General features: G+C 60.2%; 15 protein-coding genes. 4 read left to right on the forward strand and 11 right to left on the reverse strand.

Features of this window, described 5'->3' with window-relative positions; translation table 11 throughout:
- Nucleotides 1–34: 34 nt before the first annotated feature.
- The 9 genes from recC to rppH form a co-directional block, all read right to left on the reverse strand.
- The gene (recC, locus tag ACMGG9_RS18800; RefSeq protein WP_308383502.1) at nucleotides 35–3,406 is read right to left on the reverse strand and encodes an exodeoxyribonuclease V subunit gamma; all 3,372 of its coding nucleotides are present in this window, start codon (nucleotides 3,404–3,406) and stop codon (nucleotides 35–37) included.
- A 32-nt stretch (nucleotides 3,407–3,438) separates the two neighbouring features.
- Nucleotides 3,439–3,795: a prepilin-type N-terminal cleavage/methylation domain-containing protein gene (locus tag ACMGG9_RS18805; protein ID WP_033644852.1), complete on the reverse strand. Its 357-nt coding sequence runs from the start codon at nucleotides 3,793–3,795 to the stop codon at nucleotides 3,439–3,441.
- Nucleotides 3,785–4,231 carry a YgdB family protein gene (locus tag ACMGG9_RS18810; protein WP_015378916.1) on the reverse strand — a complete coding sequence of 149 codons (447 nt, stop codon included), beginning with the start codon at nucleotides 4,229–4,231 and terminating at the stop codon, nucleotides 3,785–3,787. The genes ACMGG9_RS18805 and ACMGG9_RS18810 overlap by 11 nt, the downstream gene beginning before the upstream one ends.
- A complete protein-coding gene (locus ACMGG9_RS18815; protein ID WP_414161624.1) occupies nucleotides 4,228–4,794 on the reverse strand; it encodes a prepilin peptidase-dependent protein in 567 nt (188 codons plus the stop codon). The genes ACMGG9_RS18810 and ACMGG9_RS18815 overlap by 4 nt, the downstream gene beginning before the upstream one ends.
- Nucleotides 4,788–5,291, reverse strand: coding sequence for a prepilin peptidase-dependent protein (locus tag ACMGG9_RS18820; RefSeq protein ID WP_042785274.1), 504 nt, complete (start codon nucleotides 5,289–5,291; stop codon nucleotides 4,788–4,790). Before ACMGG9_RS18820 ends, ACMGG9_RS18815 begins: the two co-directional genes overlap by 7 nt.
- 174 nt (nucleotides 5,292–5,465) lie before the next feature.
- A complete protein-coding gene (gene thyA, locus ACMGG9_RS18825) occupies nucleotides 5,466–6,260 on the reverse strand; it encodes a thymidylate synthase (protein ID WP_015378919.1) in 795 nt (264 codons plus the stop codon).
- 7 nt (nucleotides 6,261–6,267) lie between these two features.
- Entirely contained in the window at nucleotides 6,268–7,140 is an 873-nt protein-coding gene (gene lgt / locus ACMGG9_RS18830) for a prolipoprotein diacylglyceryl transferase (RefSeq protein ID WP_015378920.1), read from the reverse strand.
- Between the two features lie 222 nt (nucleotides 7,141–7,362).
- Nucleotides 7,363–9,609 (reverse strand): phosphoenolpyruvate--protein phosphotransferase, encoded by a 2,247-nt coding sequence (ptsP, locus tag ACMGG9_RS18835; protein WP_033644849.1) that lies wholly within the window; start codon nucleotides 9,607–9,609, stop codon nucleotides 7,363–7,365.
- A 12-nt stretch (nucleotides 9,610–9,621) separates the two neighbouring features.
- Nucleotides 9,622–10,149, reverse strand: a complete 528-nt coding sequence (gene rppH / locus ACMGG9_RS18840; RefSeq protein ID WP_004931849.1) for an RNA pyrophosphohydrolase — start codon at nucleotides 10,147–10,149, stop codon at nucleotides 9,622–9,624.
- Between the two features lie 696 nt (nucleotides 10,150–10,845).
- On the opposite strand from rppH, the gene mutH reads away from it, so the two are divergent.
- The 4 genes from mutH to ACMGG9_RS18860 all read left to right on the forward strand — a co-directional run bounded on the left by mutH (nucleotide 10,846) and on the right by ACMGG9_RS18860 (nucleotide 13,969).
- Nucleotides 10,846–11,532, forward strand: a complete 687-nt coding sequence (gene mutH, locus ACMGG9_RS18845) for a DNA mismatch repair endonuclease MutH (protein ID WP_033644848.1) — start codon at nucleotides 10,846–10,848, stop codon at nucleotides 11,530–11,532.
- A 100-nt stretch (nucleotides 11,533–11,632) separates the two neighbouring features.
- The gene (locus tag ACMGG9_RS18850; protein ID WP_033644847.1) at nucleotides 11,633–12,349 is read left to right on the forward strand and encodes a TerC family protein; all 717 of its coding nucleotides are present in this window, start codon (nucleotides 11,633–11,635) and stop codon (nucleotides 12,347–12,349) included.
- 155 nt (nucleotides 12,350–12,504) lie between these two features.
- Complete coding sequence (locus ACMGG9_RS18855) at nucleotides 12,505–12,723, forward strand: YgdI/YgdR family lipoprotein (protein ID WP_016929923.1); 219 nt, start codon at nucleotides 12,505–12,507, stop codon at nucleotides 12,721–12,723.
- Nucleotides 12,724–12,928: 205 nt separating this feature from the next.
- A complete protein-coding gene (locus tag ACMGG9_RS18860) occupies nucleotides 12,929–13,969 on the forward strand; it encodes an NADP(H)-dependent aldo-keto reductase (RefSeq protein ID WP_033644844.1) in 1,041 nt (346 codons plus the stop codon).
- Nucleotides 13,970–14,001: 32 nt separating this feature from the next.
- On the opposite strand, the gene lplT is transcribed toward ACMGG9_RS18860, so the two are convergent.
- Both lplT and aas read right to left on the reverse strand, forming a co-directional pair.
- The gene (lplT, locus tag ACMGG9_RS18865) at nucleotides 14,002–15,186 is read right to left on the reverse strand and encodes a lysophospholipid transporter LplT (RefSeq protein ID WP_033644843.1); all 1,185 of its coding nucleotides are present in this window, start codon (nucleotides 15,184–15,186) and stop codon (nucleotides 14,002–14,004) included.
- Nucleotides 15,186–17,339 carry a bifunctional acyl-ACP--phospholipid O-acyltransferase/long-chain-fatty-acid--ACP ligase gene (aas, locus tag ACMGG9_RS18870; RefSeq protein WP_206195813.1) on the reverse strand — a complete coding sequence of 718 codons (2,154 nt, stop codon included), beginning with the start codon at nucleotides 17,337–17,339 and terminating at the stop codon, nucleotides 15,186–15,188. Before aas ends, lplT begins: the two co-directional genes overlap by 1 nt.
- Between the last annotated feature and the right edge of the window lie 35 nt (nucleotides 17,340–17,374).

The following is a 17,374-nucleotide window of genomic DNA, read 5'->3' on the forward strand; positions in this document are numbered from 1 at the left end:
CCACCTCCCGCCGCACAGCACCACCGGGGGATTGTTACCCCAGGTTATGACGCGCCACCGGCAGCAGATAACGCTCTGTTTCGGCCAGTATTTGCGCCAGGTAGTCATTGTCCAATTGGCGGAACACTCGCTGAACATAGGGATCTTCCCCTTCTCCGGGAATGCGCTGATCGCCCTGCCAAGCCTGCAGCAATTTGGCGCGAGCCTTTGTTTGCGCTTCTTCTTCCCAGTCGATTTGCTGCGTTTCCGGCTGATAGCACTGACTCAGCCACGCCCAGCCGCTCTTGTTCAGCAACAGCAGCGGCTGACACAGACCGCGCTGATAGCCCGCCAGCAGTTCCGCCAGCTGCGCCTGCGCCTCTTCAGGCGCAAGCGCGGCAAAGCGCCAGGCGGAGTTCTTGCGACCGTACATGCGGCTCTCGCCGGTGCCGCCGGCGCAGCAGTACACCAGGTGCTCCAGCCACAGCAATATGCCGTCCACCGCCGACAACGTAGCGGGCCGCCAGCGCAACAGGCCGTCATCCTGCACCTGATGCAGCCAGCCGCTGAGACGTACGCCGGCGATATCGATATCCAGCTCCAGGCTGTGGCTCTGCGCGCGTTCCGCACGCACCTGCTCGGCCAGTTCGCTCATCTCTTCCTGCTGCTTTTGCCAATAGATCTCGCCGAAGGCGCCATAGGGCAACCCCCCGGCGGCGCGCACCCGTTGGAATAGCCGCTCGGGATCGTCGCCGTCGATCAGGGTATTCAGCAGTTGGCTATTGAACTGGTAGCGGCTGAGGTTATCCAGCGTGAAGGGCTCTTCGTCCGGCAGCTCGGTCTCTTCCAGGATAAAACTGACACCCAGCCGCAGCTGGAAGAAGGCGCGAATAGGATGGCGGTAAAACCGCAGCAGCTCATCCAACGCTATTTGCTGCAGCGTTTCGGCGGGCAGCGGCTGGTTGAAGGCCGGGTGCGCCGCCCCGCGCCCGTCGGCGGCGGGCAGCCACTCGGCGGCATAGCTTTGCGCTTCCGAGCCCGGCAAGAAATTCTCGGCGGCGAACGGCATGCGCGCATGCCACTTCAGCAAATGCTCGCCCACTCGCCGGGCGCTGTCGTCTGCGGTGCGCGCCTCGTCTCCCGGCAGGCAATAGCTTTGCTCCAGATACTCCAGCAGCTCGGTAACCAGCACCGAAGGATAGCGCGGGCTGTTGTCCTGAATGGAACGGCCAATGAAGCTGATATACAGCCGTTGTTGCGCGGACAGAATCGCCTCCAGGAACAGATAGCGGTCGTCATCGCGCCGGCTGCGGTCGCCGCGCTTGACCTGCTGCGCCATCAGATCAAACCCCAATGGCGGCAACGTGCGCGGATACACGCCGTCGTTCATGCCCAACAGGCACACCACCTTGAACGGAATCGAGCGCATCGGCATCAGCGTACAGAAGTTGATTTGCCCGGCGAGGAAGCGCTGGCTGATGCGCTCCTGATCGAGGCGCGCCGCCAAATCGTCGCGCAGAATCGTCAAGGGCACGTCATCCGGATAGCGCGCCGCCAGGCCAAAATTGATAGCCTGCTGCCACTGCTGCTCGATCAATGCCAGCACCACTTCGGTATCGCTATCCGCTTCGAAGAAGGCATCCAGCAGCTGTCGGCACAGCGGTAGCCATGCCTCGAGCGAGCGCGCTTCGCTCAAGACTTGCCGCCAATGGCTCAATTGGGCCAGCAGATCCGCCAACTGCCCCGCCAGTTCGGCGACCAACCCGCTCGACTCGTCGTAAGGCAAAATGCCCTGCCAATCGCCGGCGTTGCTGTCCATCGCATAACCGAGCAGCATGCGCGTAATGCCGAATCGCCAGGTGTGCTGGCCCGTGGCGGGCAGATCCAGTTCGCGCACGTTATCGTCGTCCAGCCCCCAGCGCACGCCGGATTCACCGACCCAGTGACGCAACAGGCGCAGCCCCTCTTCGCCAATGGCGAAACGGGCGGCCAGGGCCGGCACTTCCAACAGCGCCAGCACCTGTTCCGACGTAAAGCGGCTTTGCGGCAGATCGAGCAGGGAGATGAACGCCTGCAAAGCCGGATGCGCCTGTCGCGCTTTACGGTCAGAAATGGCGAACGGCAGGTAGCGCTCGGCGGGAGCATTGCCGAACACGGCCTGAATATAAGGCGTATAGCTGTCGATATCCGCCACCATCACGATGATGTCGCGCGGCGTCAACGCGGGATCCTGCGCGAGCATGGTCAGCAGTTGATCGTGCAGCACCTCCACTTCCCGCTGTGGGCTGTGGCAGGCGTGCAGGCTGAGGGAACGATCTTGCGGATCGAGCCTGCGCTTGCTGAAACTGCTTTCCAGCGTTTCCGCCGTGATGCCGATCACCGCGTGATCTTCCAGCTCCAGCATATCGCGTTGAACGGCGTGCAGCATGGTATCCGCCGGGATATCGACAAAGGCGTCGACCTCTTGCGCCCCTTCCATCTGCGACAGCAAATAGAGGTGATCGCGCCCGAGCTTGCCCCAGGAGGCCAGCAGCGGGTTACTGAGCTGCTGCTGCCCTTCAGCATCAAACAGACGCGCCGCGTCAGCCGGTTCGCGAAACAGCCCTTGCTCGCGCGCCTGATGATAGTGACGGCGCTTGCGGCTCTGCAAGCGGGCCAGGAAAGCGTAATCCTGAATGTCGCCCCAGTAATAACGACAAGGGTTGGTGAACATCAGGTGGATATCGATATGCCGCCCCAGCGCCTGCAGCGCCTCCAGATAGACCGGCGGCAACGCCGAGATGCCGCAGATAAACACCCGCGGCGGCAAACCGGGCGGACACGTTGTTGCCTGCTCCAGCGCGTGGATAAAGCGGCTATACAGATTGGCGCGGTGCCATTCCGGCTGCCCCAATTCGCGCGTGTACTCCACCAGCCGCGCCCAGAGCGGCGCCTGCCACTGCTGAGCCTCGGGCAGACCGTCGATGCGTTCGCCGCGCTGCCAGCTCTCCAGCCACTGCGGGCGATAAACCAAATACTGGTCGAAAAGGTCGGCAACCCGGCCGGCCAATTGGTGGATTTTTCGCTTGTCGCCGTCATCGGTGAGATAGTGCTGCAGTGGCGCGAACGCCGGCTGGGTCAGCATCTCCGGCAGCAGCCACATCAGCTTCCAGGTCATGGCGTCCTTGCTGAAGGCGCTCTCTTTCGGGATATCCGGCAACACGCGGGTGAACATGTCCCAAATGAAGGTCGCCGGCAGCGGAAACGCGACATTGGCGGCGATGCCGAACTGCTCCGCCAGCTGCATTTGCAGCCATTGCGCCATACCGGGGCTCTGAACCAGCACCACTTCCTGTTGAAAAGGATCGGCCAACGGATCTCTGGCTATCAGCGCGCTGGTCAGCGTTTTCAATAAATCCAGCTGATTGGAATGATAAACCGTGAACATGATGGCTCCTTTAAAACAAGATACGTACCGGCTCAAAAACGGGTGCAATACCAGCGGCTCAGCGTCGCCCACTGCCGTTGCGGAGTTTGTACTCTGACCGTCAATCGGCGGCAATCCGCATCCGCGCCGTCGAACGCCGTCTCGCGTCGCCAGCCTTCCGGCAGCGGTTCGGCATCGAGCCGACCGGTGACGGCGAACGCCTCCAACTGCTGATGCGCCATCACCCAGGCTTGCCGGTAGTGCCACTGGCGCTGGAACGACTGCAACAGCACCTGATGATACTGTAACAAGCCCAGCAGCGACACCGAGAACAACAATGCCGCCACCAACACTTCCGGCAGGCTGAAGCCGTTGCGGGATAACCGCCCTACGCAAGCGTTAACCCTCACAGTCGGCCGGCCTTTTCTCGGGGCAAAAATCCAGCCGGCCGCCCGGCTGCGCTTGCACCCTGCCGACCGATTCCGCACCGTCAAACGCCCCCCATTGATACAGCCAAAGCGGCTCACCGCCGCGCATCTCCCCAAGGCCGCGTACCGTCACGACGCCCGCTCTGGCAGACAGCCGGGCGCAGGCCGTCAGTTCCGCGCGCTGCCTGCATAACCAGGCCGCCGCACTCAGCTCGGCGCGCGGCCAACGCTGGAGCATGCCCCAACTCAGCGCGGAAGCGGCCTGATTGTAAGCCTGGAGGTAGCGCTGCTGATCGGCGGCCAGTAACAGCGCGTTATCCAATTGCCGGTGCTGGGCATTGAGCAACATCAACCCCAACGCCAGCAGCAACATTACCGCCGCCAAAGTACTGCCGCCTCGCTGGCTCCGCCGGTTCATGGCAACGCCGCCATTTCGATGCTCCCGCTCAGGCTGCGCCTGATACGCGCATCGCCGACAGAGCGCCCCGCCAGAGTCAAACGGCCCAGCGCACCGCCATGCTCCCCGCGCTCTATCGCCACATGAAACCGCTCAATGCGCACTTCGTCATGATCGAGCAGCCGCTCCCAGCCGCCGCCGTCGCATTGACTTACGCCGCGCTGCCCTTCCAAGCCGCCATTGCGCAGCCGATAACCGAAATAACCTGCATCCTCACCCGAGGTGAGCCATTGCCCGCTGCGGGTGATGTCGTAAGCGACGATAACGCAGCTGCCCGCCGCCTGGCCGATCAGCAGCGGGCGGCCGGCGCACTGCCCGGCACAGAAACCGGCGCGGCGCAGGTCTTTCTCAATACCGAACGCCAGTTGCCGCAGCGTTGACTCCAGCCGAAAATGCTGGCCGACGGCCACGTTTTGCTGGCGCAACAGCGGATAGGTTTTCGCGGCGCCGAGCGCGATCACGCTGCCGAACACCAGCGCCAACATCATCTCCGGCAAGGTAAAACCGCGTTCGACAGTCAGCATGGCGCGATCCCCCTTATCCGGAGCCCTTCGCTGCACAAACGCAGCCGCCCTCGGGCGGACAGCACCAGCCGCAGGCCGCCTGCCTCGTTGCTGAGCAGGATGTGCCCCGCCTGCGCGGTATTGCGCAAGCCGTAAAACCCGATCTCTTTGTCGGTGTAGCCGCTCAAAACGACGTCGCGGTAAGACGGTGAGAAAACGGAACCCTCGGCGGAAGCGCAATCCGGCGGCGGCACACCGCCGCCCAGGCACCAGGGCGTGCCGTTCTTGAACCACAGCAGCGTCGTGCGGTTGCGCCAGTTGGCGTCCGCCTGCAGTCGCAGTAAAAACGCCAGCAGCTGCTGGGCAGTATGTTCCAGACGCAACGTTTGCTGATGGTGGCGCCATTGACCGACGCCCCAGCCGGTGAGCATGCCGGCGATCAGGAGCGCCGCCAGCAGCTCAATCAGTGTCATGCCACGCTGGCGGTCATCGATGTTCGAGAGCGTATTTTTTTTCATGCGGCCAGTTTAAGGGCCGTAACAAGGCGGTAAAGCCGCATGCGCAAGCCTTGCGGCAAGCTGCGCAATGTTTTCCCTATAGCGACAAATGGCGACAATAAAATGCGGCGCGGCGCGCAATGCGGATAAAAAAAGGGGCGCAATCGCTGCGCCCCTGGTGTGATGCGGTTAAGGTCAGATCGCGACCGGCGCCTTGATGGCCGGGTGCGGATCGTAACCTTCGATCTCGAAGTCTTCGAAACGGTAATCGAACAGCGAAGCCGGCTTGCGTTTGATCACCAGCTTCGGCAACGGACGGGGTTCACGCGTCAGCTGCAGCTTCGTCTGTTCCATATGATTACTGTACAGATGGGTATCGCCACCGGTCCAGACGAAGTCGCCGACGTCCAAATCGCACTGCTGCGCCATCATATGCACCAACAGCGCGTAGCTGGCGATGTTGAACGGCAGGCCGAGGAACACGTCGCAGGAACGCTGGTACAGCTGGCAAGAGAGCTTGCCGTCCGCCACGTAGAACTGGAAGAACGCGTGGCACGGCGCCAGCGCCATCTGGTCCAGCTCACCGACGTTCCAGGCGGAAACGATGATGCGGCGCGAATCCGGATCTTGTTTCAGTTGCTGGAGTACGTTGCTCAGCTGATCGATCTGACGACCGTCCGCCGCCCCCCAGGCTCGCCACTGCTTGCCGTACACCGGGCCGAGATCGCCGTTTTCATCGGCCCACTCGTCCCAAATGGTGACCTTGTTGTCACGCAGATAGGCGATGTTGGTATCGCCGTTCAGGAACCACAACAGCTCATGAATGATCGAACGCAGATGACATTTCTTGGTGGTCACCAACGGGAAGCCTTCCTGCAAATTGAAACGCATCTGGTGGCCGAAAATCGACAACGTGCCAGTGCCGGTACGGTCGGCTTTAGGAGTGCCCTCGGCGAGCACCTTGTTCATCAAATCCAGATACTGTTTCATTTGTCCCTCACGACAGTTGTTGCTGCGGGCGACGACGGTACGCCCAAATCATCATAATAACACCGGCCACCACCATCGGGATGGACAGGATCTGCCCCATGCTGATCACGCCGTCGAACAGGCCAAGCTGGGCATCCGGCTGGCGGAACGCTTCAACGATGATGCGGAATGCGCCATAACCGATCAGGAACAGGCCCGATACGGCACCCATCGGCCGCGGCTTGCGGATGAACAGGTTCAGAATGATAAACAGCACCACGCCTTCAAGCAGCAGTTCATACAGCTGGGACGGGTGACGCGGCAGCACGCCATACTGATTCAGCAGCGGCAGCAGAGAAGGATCGGCGGCGGCGAGCGCCACGTCTTCGCTGCGCGAGCTTGGGAACAGCATCGCCCAAGGGGTGTCGGTGGTCACGCGGCCCCACAGTTCACCGTTGATGAAGTTGCCGAGGCGGCCGGCGCCCAAACCGAACGGGATCAATGGCGCGATAAAATCGGAAACCTGGAAGAAGGTGCGTTTGGTGCGGCGAGCGAACCAGAACATCACCAGAATCACCCCCATCAATCCGCCGTGGAACGACATGCCGCCATCCCAGACTTTAAACAGATAGAGCGGATTATCCAGGAACAACGGCAGGTTGTAGAACAGCACATAGCCCACGCGGCCGCCGACGAATACGCCCAGGAAACCGGCGTAGAGCAGGTTTTCCACTTCGTCTTTGGTCCAGCCGCTGCCCGGCTTGTTGGCGCGGCGCACCGCCAGCCACATGGCAAAAACGAAGCCGACCAGATACATCAGGCCGTACCAATGCAAAGAAACCGGGCCAATGGAGAAAATGACCGGATCAAATTTAGGAAACGCCAGATAGCTATTGCTCATCTATCACCACAACATGTCTGTTATTTTTCCCCATGCGGGGGCGGCAGGTGCCAAACGTCGGCGCAGGTTGTCACACGCCTTTCAAACGGCAGCGTTGGCCGCTGCGGTTTGCAAGACGACGAACATGCGTCGCGCTGAGGTTGCGCATCATAACATAGGCTTAGCGCGGTCCGGGCCGGCAGCGCGGGAAAAGTTCTGTAAAAAAATCACATCGCGCGGCGATTATCTGCCGCCGCGAATCAACCCGCCCATGCCGCGTCGCTCCATAAACGCCGCCACCAAATGGCGCACTTCCGTGGTCATTTGGGTGTTCAACACTCGGTGCGCCAACACTTCGGCGTCGGCAAGATCGATATGCCGCAGCAGGTATTTGATGCGCGCCACGCTGCGTCCGTTCATGCTCAGATTGCGATAGCCCATGCCTACCAGCAACAGCGCGCCCATCGGATCGCCGGCCAGTTCACCGCACAGGCTAAGCTGCAGCCCGGCCGCTTTCCCCTGTTCGGCGATCAGCTTCAGCACCTGCAGCATCGCGGGATGCAGGCTGTCGTACAGCGAGGCTACCCGCGTGTTGTTGCGATCCACCGCCAGCAGGTACTGGGTCAAATCGTTGGTGCCTACCGAGATGAAGTCGACGCGCCCGGCCAAATGCGGGATCAGGAAAATCATCGACGGCACTTCCAGCATCACGCCGATTTTCGGTTTCGGGATCGCGTAGCCAAGCACCTCTTCCACCTCGCGCCCGGCGCGGTCAATCAAGCGCTTGGCCTCATCGACCTCTTCCAGGCTGGTGACCATCGGCAGCAAAATGCCCAGGTTGCCGGTGCCGGCATTGGCGCGCAGCATGGCGCGCACCTGTATCAAAAAAATCTCCGGCTGGTCCAGAGTGATGCGAATGCCGCGCCAGCCCAGGCAGGGATTTTCTTCGCTGATCGGCATGTAGGGCAGTTGCTTGTCGGCGCCGATGTCCAGCGTGCGCAGCGTGACCGGTTTGTTGGGGTAAAGCTGCAGCATGCCTTGATACTGCGCGACCTGTTCTTCTTCAGAAGGGAAACCGCTTTGCAACATGAACGGAATTTCAGTGCGGTACAACCCCACGCCGTCCACCCGGCCGCCCAACAGCTGTTCATGTTCCGGGCTGAGGCCGGCGTTCAACATCACCTGAACGCGTTCGCCGCTTTTCAACTGCGCCGGCTGTTCGACGTCGTCTTCCGCCAGCTTGCTCAGTTCCTGTTCTTCGCTGATCAGCCGTTGGTATTCCTGCACCAGCACCGGCTCAGGATCGACCAGCAGTTCGCCGCGATACCCATCGACGATCAGCAGCCGCTGGCTGAGCAGAGAAGGCTGGATGTCGGCGCCCATCACCGTCGGCACCCCCATCGCCCGCACCAAAATCGCCGCATGCGAATTGGCGGCGCCGTCGCGCACGACCACGCCAACCAGGCGATCCTGCGGCACTTCGGCCAGCAATGTCGCGGTCAGTTCATCCGCCACCAGCACAAAACGCGCCGGCCACTGGGTGGCCCCCTGAGTGGTGTCGTCGAGGTGGAACAGCAGGCGCTGGCCCAGCGCACGCAGGTCGCTGCCGCGCTCGCGCATATAGGTGTCCTGCAGTTTGGCGAACTGTTCGGCAAAGGCTTCTATCACCTGCTTCACCGCCCATTCCGCCACCGAGCCGTTGTCAATTTCGGCGAACAATTCGCGCTTGAGGCGGGCGTCGTTTAGCAGGTGAGAATAAAGATCGAAGATCGCCGCGCTCTCTTTTTGCGAGCTGGCGGCAAAACGCTTGCTGAAGCGGCGAAATTCCGCGCCGGCCTCTTCCAACGCCAACGTCAGGCGCTCGCGCTCGCTGGCGGTGTCCAGCGTCGACGCGCGGTAAACCTGATCGAGCGAAGGCTGGCTGCTGTCCTGCCACCCTTCCGCCACCGCTACGCCGGGCGAGGCCGCCAGCGCGCGCACGCGCGTTTGGCGATACTGGCCGAAAATGGCATTAAGCTGCGACTGTGAAAGGATCCCGGCCATCTGCGTGGCCAGGGTGACCATGAACGACTCTTCGCTTTCGTCGAACTGGCGCAGCTCGCGCTGCTGCACCACCAACACCCCCAACAGCTGGCGCCGGTGAATGATCGGTACCCCGAGGAAGGATCGGAAACGATCCTCTTTGACCTGCGGAACGTACTTGAAGCTGGGATGGCTTTGGGCATCGGCCAGGTTGATGGGTTCGGCCCGGCGGCCGACCAACCCGACGACACCTTCGTCAAACGCCAATGCGATAGTGCGCCCGCGCGGCTTTTTCAGCCCGCGCGTGGCCATCAGGTAGTAACAGCGGCGATCGTTGTCCGCCAGGTAAATGGAGCACACTTCGGTGTCCATCGCCAGACAGGTTTCATTGACCAGCAGATCCAGCGCATCCGTCAGACTGGCCGCCGCGGCCACCTTCTCTACAATTTCTCGCAAGCGCGTGAGCATAGTCGGCTTAACTTAACCTCTCTTTCGGCGATAAGCGGGGGCCTGCCGCGGCGCCGCCTGCTCTTGCATCGGCATCACGGTCACGGCGAATTCTTTCATCACCCGGCGGTAGACGTCGCGTTTAAATGACACCACCTGGCGCACCGGATACCAGAAGCTCACCCAGCGCCAACCGTCGAACTCCGGCGTGCTGCTGCGCTGCATGTTGATATCAGCGTCATTGCACAGTAGCTGCAACAAAAACCATTTTTGCTTTTGGCCGATACAAACCGGCTTTGTGTCCCAACGCACCAAACGTTTCGGCAATTTATAGCGCAACCAGTTGCGGGTCGAAGCCAGGATGCGCACATCCTTTTTACTCAGCCCCACTTCTTCGAACAGCTCACGGTACATCGCCTGCTCCGCAGTTTCGCCAGGGTTAATCCCACCTTGGGGAAACTGCCAGGAGTGCTGACCGTAACGGCGGGCCCATAAGACCTGCCCCTGACGATTACAGATTACGATACCAACATTCGGGCGGTAGCCATCATCATCGATCACCGGACTACCTCGATAAGCTTAAATTCGCATAGATGTCCTGATTGTTTCACACAAGCTACAGGCGGTAAACCACTGCTTTACGGCGCTGCGGGCCGGATAACATTGGGATAACTCACAGATATAGGCAAAGTTATAAACATGCATCGGCATTTCAGACCGGTTTTATTCACTTTTTCTGTGGATAGGTGTGTGTAGAACTCGAGGGATAAGCCGGTAAAACTCTCGTCCCCGAAAATCCCTCCTCACACAGATAAAACAATATTATTTATAAAAACATATAATTAACCAATATCCCACAGTTATGTACAGGGCAAAAATGTGATCTATGCACGGTAAGGATCTTACCCTGGCGAAAGATCCACCAACGCCGTTTTTATCCACAGATTATCCGGGCAAGTTACGCACAAAACGGACAAATTCGTAAAAAACCGCCCGAGTCAAGGCTGTAAATTGAACCAGTGATCGGTAAAAATTTGGGTTATCCCATAAATCTGTGGATAAATAGGTGTAAGATCCTGTTTATTGTCGGTGGCTTCAGGTGAACAAGCCTCGTGGGTGCATTGTCGTCCGCGCAAGGAAAGAAAAAAAGTCATGTAAAATCATGCTACTATTATTCTTTTCCCCAGGCGACTGGGGTTACCGTTTCCCGTGTATCTTTGCAGTACGTTTTTCAACCAAATTCGACAGGCTTGATTTATGGCGTTTTTATCCCCTCTGCCGCCCCCGCCGGAAAATGAACGGCAGCTGTTCGAGCGCGCTCAGGCGCTGGCCGGCTTCAGTTTTGGCGAACTGGCCGCCCGCGCGCAGTTGCCGATCCCCAAGGATCTGAAACGCGATAAAGGCTGGGTGGGCATGCTGCTGGAGCTGTACCTCGGCGCCATGGCTGGCAGCAAACCGGAACAGGATTTTCCTGAGCTGGGCATTGAGCTGAAAACCATTCCTGTCGACGCCGCCGGCAAACCGCTGGAGACCACTTTCGTCTGCGTGGCCCCGCTCACCGGCAACAGCGGCGTCACCTGGGCCAGCAGCCACGTTCGCCACAAGCTGGCGCGCGTATTGTGGATACCGGTAGAGGGCGAACGGCAAATCCCGCTGGCGCAGCGCCGCGTCGGTTCGCCGCTGCTGTGGAGCCCGAGCGCTGCAGAAGAAGAGATGCTGCGCCGCGATTGGGAAGAGCTGATGGATCTGATTGTGCTCGGTCACGTAGAACGCATCACCGCACGCCACGGCGAAGTGCTGCAACTGCGCCCCAAAGCGGCCAACAACAAGGCGCTCACCGAAGCCATCGGCGAACAGGGGCAACCTATCATGACGCTGCCGCGCGGTTTCTATCTGAAAAAGGGTTTTACCGGCGCGCTGCTGGCAAGACATTTCTCAATCTAAGCGATTTCGTTTAACTCTGGTTTAGCTAGCCCTGTCAGCGCCACGATAAACGCGTATAATTCACCCTTTGCATTTATTAAGTATTAAGGTGTGTCGGGCAATGTTCGAATGGATTATGGATCCCAATGCCTGGTTAGCGTTAGGTACGCTAACCATTCTTGAGATCGTACTGGGTATTGATAACATCATTTTTCTGTCGCTGGTGGTGGCGAAGCTGCCCAAAGCGCAACAGAACAAAGCTCGCCGAATGGGCTTGGCCGCCGCCATGCTGATGCGCCTGGCGCTGCTGGCCTCCATCGCCTGGGTGATCCGCTTGACGCACCCGCTGTTCACCGTGCTGGATCACGCCATTTCCGCCCGCGATCTGATCCTGCTGCTCGGTGGATTGTTCCTGATCTGGAAAGCCAGCAAAGAGATCCACGAAACCATCGAAGGCACGGAAGAAGAGCACCACACCAAGGTGCACAGCTTCTTCGGCGCGATCGTACAGATCATGCTGTTGGATATCATCTTCAGCCTGGATTCGGTGATTACCGCCGTAGGCCTTTCCGATCACCTGTTCATCATGATGGCGGCGGTGGTGATTGCCGTCGGCGTGATGATGTTCGCCGCACGGCCGATCGGCGAATTCGTCAATCGCCATCCGTCGGTGAAAATGCTGGCGCTGGCGTTCCTGATCCTGGTGGGCTTCACGCTGATGCTGGAAAGTTTCCAGGTGCACGTGCCGAAAGGCTACATCTACTTCGCCATGTTCTTCTCCATGTCGGTAGAAGCGCTCAATCTGATGCGCAGCAAGAAAAACCGTTCGCCGGAATAACCCTGCGCGGAGGCCGCCATCGGCGGCTTCCGCCGTTTCGTTGCCCCCTCATTTCAGTTTTTCTTATCAGATAAAGACTTATCTGAGACGCTCTCTGCCAAGAGTTTGCTAATCTTGAAAGAACATTGTTTTCTGCATAATCGAGGATCCGCAGGATGAAAAAGTGGGTAATGGCAGTGTCTGCGCTGGTTATGGCCGCCGGTTTGGCGGGATGTTCCAGCGACTACGTCATGGCGACCAAAGACGGCAACATGATCCTGACGCAAGGCAAACCGGAGATCGACACAGACACCGGGCTCATCAGTTATAAAGATGAGAAAGGCAATCACCGCCAGATCAACGGCGATCAGGTTTCCCAGGTTATCGAACGCTAATCACCGCACGCCGGCTATCGCCCGCTCGAGCGCGGTAGCCCTCATTCGTGTCCGCACGGAATCCGCTTCCCCCATCTTCACCGCTTGGTTATAGTCAGGAAAGGCGACATCGCCGCCCGACGGACTTTGCGCCGTCTTCTGAATTGGGCTCCTGTTTCACCGGGCCGCACGGCCCGTCAGCGCTAACAAGAAAGGAAGGCCGTTAATGCAATACCACCGTATTCCCCACAGTTCTTTAGAAGTGAGCGTGCTGGGACTGGGCACCATGACCTTTGGCGAACAAAACAGCGAAGCCGACGCCCATGCGCAACTGGACTATGCATTGGCCGCAGGCGTGAACCTGATAGATACCGCCGAACTGTACCCGGTGCCGCCCCGCCCGGAAACCCAGGGCCTGACCGAAAGCTATATCGGCAGTTGGATCAAAGCGCGCGGCAATCGCGAAAAAATCGTCCTGGCCAGCAAAGTCTCGGGCCCGGTGCGCGGCACTGACAGCAGCATCCGCCCGCAGCAGGCGCTCGATCGCAAAAACATCCGCGCCGCTCTGGACGCCAGCCTCAAGCGGCTGAACACCGATTATCTCGATCTTTACCAATTGCACTGGCCGCAGCGCGCCACCAACTGCTTTGGCAAACTCAACTATCAATATACCGATGACAAAGCCACGGTCACGCTGCTGGAAACCCTGGAGGCGCTGACCGAGCAGGTGCGCGCCGGTAAAATTCGCTATATCGGGGTCTCCAACGAAACGCCCTGGGGCGTGATGCGCTATCTGCAACTGGCGGAGAAACACGAGCTGCCGCGCATCGTGTCGATTCAAAACCCGTACAGCCTGCTGAACCGCAGCTTTGAGATTGGCCTGGCCGAAATCAGCCAGCACGAAGGAGTAGAACTGCTGGCCTATTCCAGCCTGGCGTTCGGCACGCTGAGCGGTAAATACCTCAACGGCGCTAAACCGGCCGGTGCGCGCAATACGCTGTTCACCCGCTTCAACCGTTATTCAGGGCAGCAAACCCAACGGGCGATCGCCGAATACGTGGCGCTGGCCAAAAAACACGGGCTGGATCCTTCGCAGATGGCGTTGGCCTTCGTGCGTCAGCAGCCGTTCGTCGCCAGCACCCTGTTGGGCGCCACCTCGGTGGAGCAGTTGAAAATCAACCTCGATAGCCTCGACGTGATTCTGGATGAGGACGTGCTGCAGGCGCTCGAAGAAATCCACACCCGGTTTACCATTCCGGCGCCTTGAAGCCTGAGGGCGCAGCCAGGCTGCGCCCCGTTTCACCGCCGCTGCGACCACCACAACGCGCTAATCGCCAGCGCAAACACCACGCCAAACCCTACGCCGACACCCACCACCGGCACGCCCAGCTTCACGACCAAAGAATACAGGCCCAGCATCAGCAACATGGCAGCGTTTTCACCCAGGTTTTGCACTGCGATCGCATTGCCGGCGCCAACCGAATGTTTGCCCCGCTCCTGCAGCAACGCATTGAGCGGCACGACGAAGAAGCCCCCCAGCATGCCGATGAGCGCCAGCAAGACGTAGGCATTGAGCATGGTCGTTTGCAGCGCAAACACCGCGACCGCGACGCCGATCAGGATCCCGGCCGGCATACAGCGTTTCACCGTTTTAAGCGTGACGAAGCGCGCGGCGGCACCCGCGCCCACCACGATGCCGACGGCTACCATGGCGTTCAGCAGCGTTGGCGTGGCGTTATCGGCGATGCCGAGCGCCACCGGTACCCACAGCACCAGCAGAAAACGCAGCGTCACGCCGGCCCCCCAAAACAGGCTGGTGCCAATCAATGAGAAACGCGTCTGTCCATCGCGCCACAGCGTAACGCAGGCAGCAAAGAAGCTGTGCGTCATGGCCTGCGGACGCCACGAAGCGCCAGGACGCGCCGCCGCCAAACGCGGAATATACAGGTTGGCGACCACCGCTCCCGCGTAAACCAACGCGCAGGCCGCCAGCGCCGCCGCCACGTGCCAGTCCGCCAGAATACCACCGGCCACCGAACCGGTCAGAATGGCCGCAATGGTCGAAGCCTCGATCAGGCCGTTAGCCTTGACCAGTTTCTCGCCGCTGGTGATCTCGCCCAGAATGCCGTATTTAGCCGGTGAATACGCGGCGGCTCCCACGCCGACCAGGCTGTAACCCAGAAACGGATTACCACCAAAACAGATCACCAATGCCCCCGCCAATTTCAGGGCGTTGGCGAACATCATCACCCGCCCTTTGGCAAAGCTGTCGGCGATCTGGCCGACGAACGGAGCCAGAATGATATAGGTGGCGACAAAGGCCATCTGCAGGATCGGCTGGCTCCAGTCCGGATACAGCTGCTGCTTGATCAACGCCAGCGTGGCGAACAGCAACGCATTGTCGCCGAACGCCGAAAGGAACTGCGCGCTGATCACCGCGATCATGCCGCGTGACAACAAAGGGGATTCGGTCGAAGGATTCATCAGGCACTCTCCGGCTGTTCGGCCATATGACGCAGGGTGACGAAATCAGGTTTGCCGCTGCCGAGCACCGGCAGCGTTTTCAACAGGCGAATATCGCGCGGCACCGCCAGCTCCGGGCTGCCCAGTTCGCGCGCCACCCGCAGCAATGCCTCGCGGGTAATGGCGGGATCGGTGGTAAACAGCACCAACGCCTCGCCTTTGCTGCTGTCGCTTTTGACCGTGGCGGCATGCAGTTTATCCGGCGACAGCCGTTGCGCCAGCAGTTCGACGCTCTCCAGCGACACCATCTCGCCCGCCAGCTTGGCGAAGCGCTTCACGCGCCCGCGAATGGTGCAGTAACCCTGCTCATCCAGGCTGACGATATCGCCGGTGTCATACCAGCCCGGCTGCAGCACGCCGTTCGCATCTTCCGCCGCCGGCGGCTCCAGTTCGCCGGGGCGTTCAACCCGCAGATAGCCTTTCATGATATTCGGCCCCTTCAGCTGCAGACGGCCGCCGTTATCAATACCCGGCACCGCGATCAGACGCGCCTCCATCTGCGGCATGATGCGGCCGACGGTGCCCACCTTGGTCGCCAGCGGCACGTTGATCGAGACCACCGGCGCGCACTCGGTCACGCCATAGCCTTCCAGAATGCGGATACCGTATTTGTCCTGGTAGATCTGTTTGGTGCTGTCCGCCAGTTTCTCCGCGCCGGCCACGACATAGCGCAGGCGGGCAAAATCATACGGATGCGCGAAGCGCGCATAGTTGTTAAGGAAGGTCGCCGTGCCGAACAGCACCGTGCAGTTACGGTCATACACCAGCTCCGGCACCACGCGATAGTGCAGCGGGCTGGGGTAGAGGAAAATGCGGCTGCCGGTGATCAGCGGCGTAAGCAGCCCCACCGTCAGGCCGAACGAGTGGAACAGCGGCAGCGACGACATGAAGCGGTCGCGCGGCGTGAAATCGGCGATGGTGCGGATTTGTTCTACGTTGGCCAGCAGGCTGGCGTGCGAATGCACCACGCCCTTGGGATGGCCTTCGGATCCGGACGTGAACAGGATCAGCGCCGGATCCTCCGGACGTTGCGGCAACGCCGCGCGCTGCGGCTGCAGCAAGTGACGCAGGATCCACAGCTTATCCGCCAGCGTGACCGTCTCTTTCAGATCTTCCAGATACACCCAGTTAGCCTGCGGCACCTGTTCCGGCAGGTGGGTCAGCTTGCCTTTCTCCAGAAACTGGCGCGAGGTGATGATGGTCTTGATGCCGGCGGCCGTCATCGCGCTGTTCAGGCCGTTGGCGCCTGCGGTGTAGTTGAGCATCGCCGGGATGCGATTGCGCAGCGAAGCGCCGAAGATCGCCGCCGCGGTAATGATGGCGTTGGGCAACAGCAGCCCAACGTGCTCCCCCTCGGCGGTAAAGCGCTGCAGAATGCGGCTGACGCCCAGCGATTTCTTGACTAGCGTCTGGTAACTGTCCTCTTTGAAAGCGATGTCTTCAATGCAAGGCTTGCGGCGCCCATAGCGGTGCTGCGCCGCCAGCAAAGCATGGAACAGCGTTTGCGGCTCGCGCGTCTCCATGCGCGCCCGCATCATGATCTGCATCAGCCGATCGCCCGCCAGCGCCCGGCGTTCACGCGCGCGCGGCGCTTCCGGCATCGGCAGCGTGGTCGGCGGCAAGATGCGGATGCTGATTTGCGGGAACCAGCGGATCTTGAACACCCCGGCCATGCGGCCAAACGGGCTGAACTCCGGGCCATCGATCCGCACCGGCACCACGGTCGCGCCCGATTTGGCGGCGATAAACGCCGCTCCGTCGTAAATTTTCATCAGCGCACCAGTCACGGTGATGCGCCCTTCAGGGAACACCACGATCGGCCGTCCCTGCTCGACCATGCGCACCAGTTGCTTGATGGCCATCGGCTTGGTGGGATCGAGCGAGACAAAATCGATGTAAGGCCGCAGCCAGCGCATAAACCAGCTCTCGCCGATGCTGGCATAGACCGCAAACACCGGTTTTATCGGCAGGAACAGCGCCAGCAGTACGCCGTCGAGGAAAGAGACGTGGTTCGGCGTAATCAGTAATTTTTGCCGTTCGAAGTGCTGGACGTCCCCTTCGACCCGTACCCGAAACAACAGGCGAAACAGCGCGCGCAGCAGTGAAAAGATCATGCCCTTCTCCCTTGGCCATGGAGGCGTAAATCGTT

It is taken from the genome of Serratia sp. BNK-10 (genome assembly GCF_047456065.1).
Classification (GTDB): domain Bacteria; phylum Pseudomonadota; class Gammaproteobacteria; order Enterobacterales; family Enterobacteriaceae; genus Serratia; species Serratia ureilytica.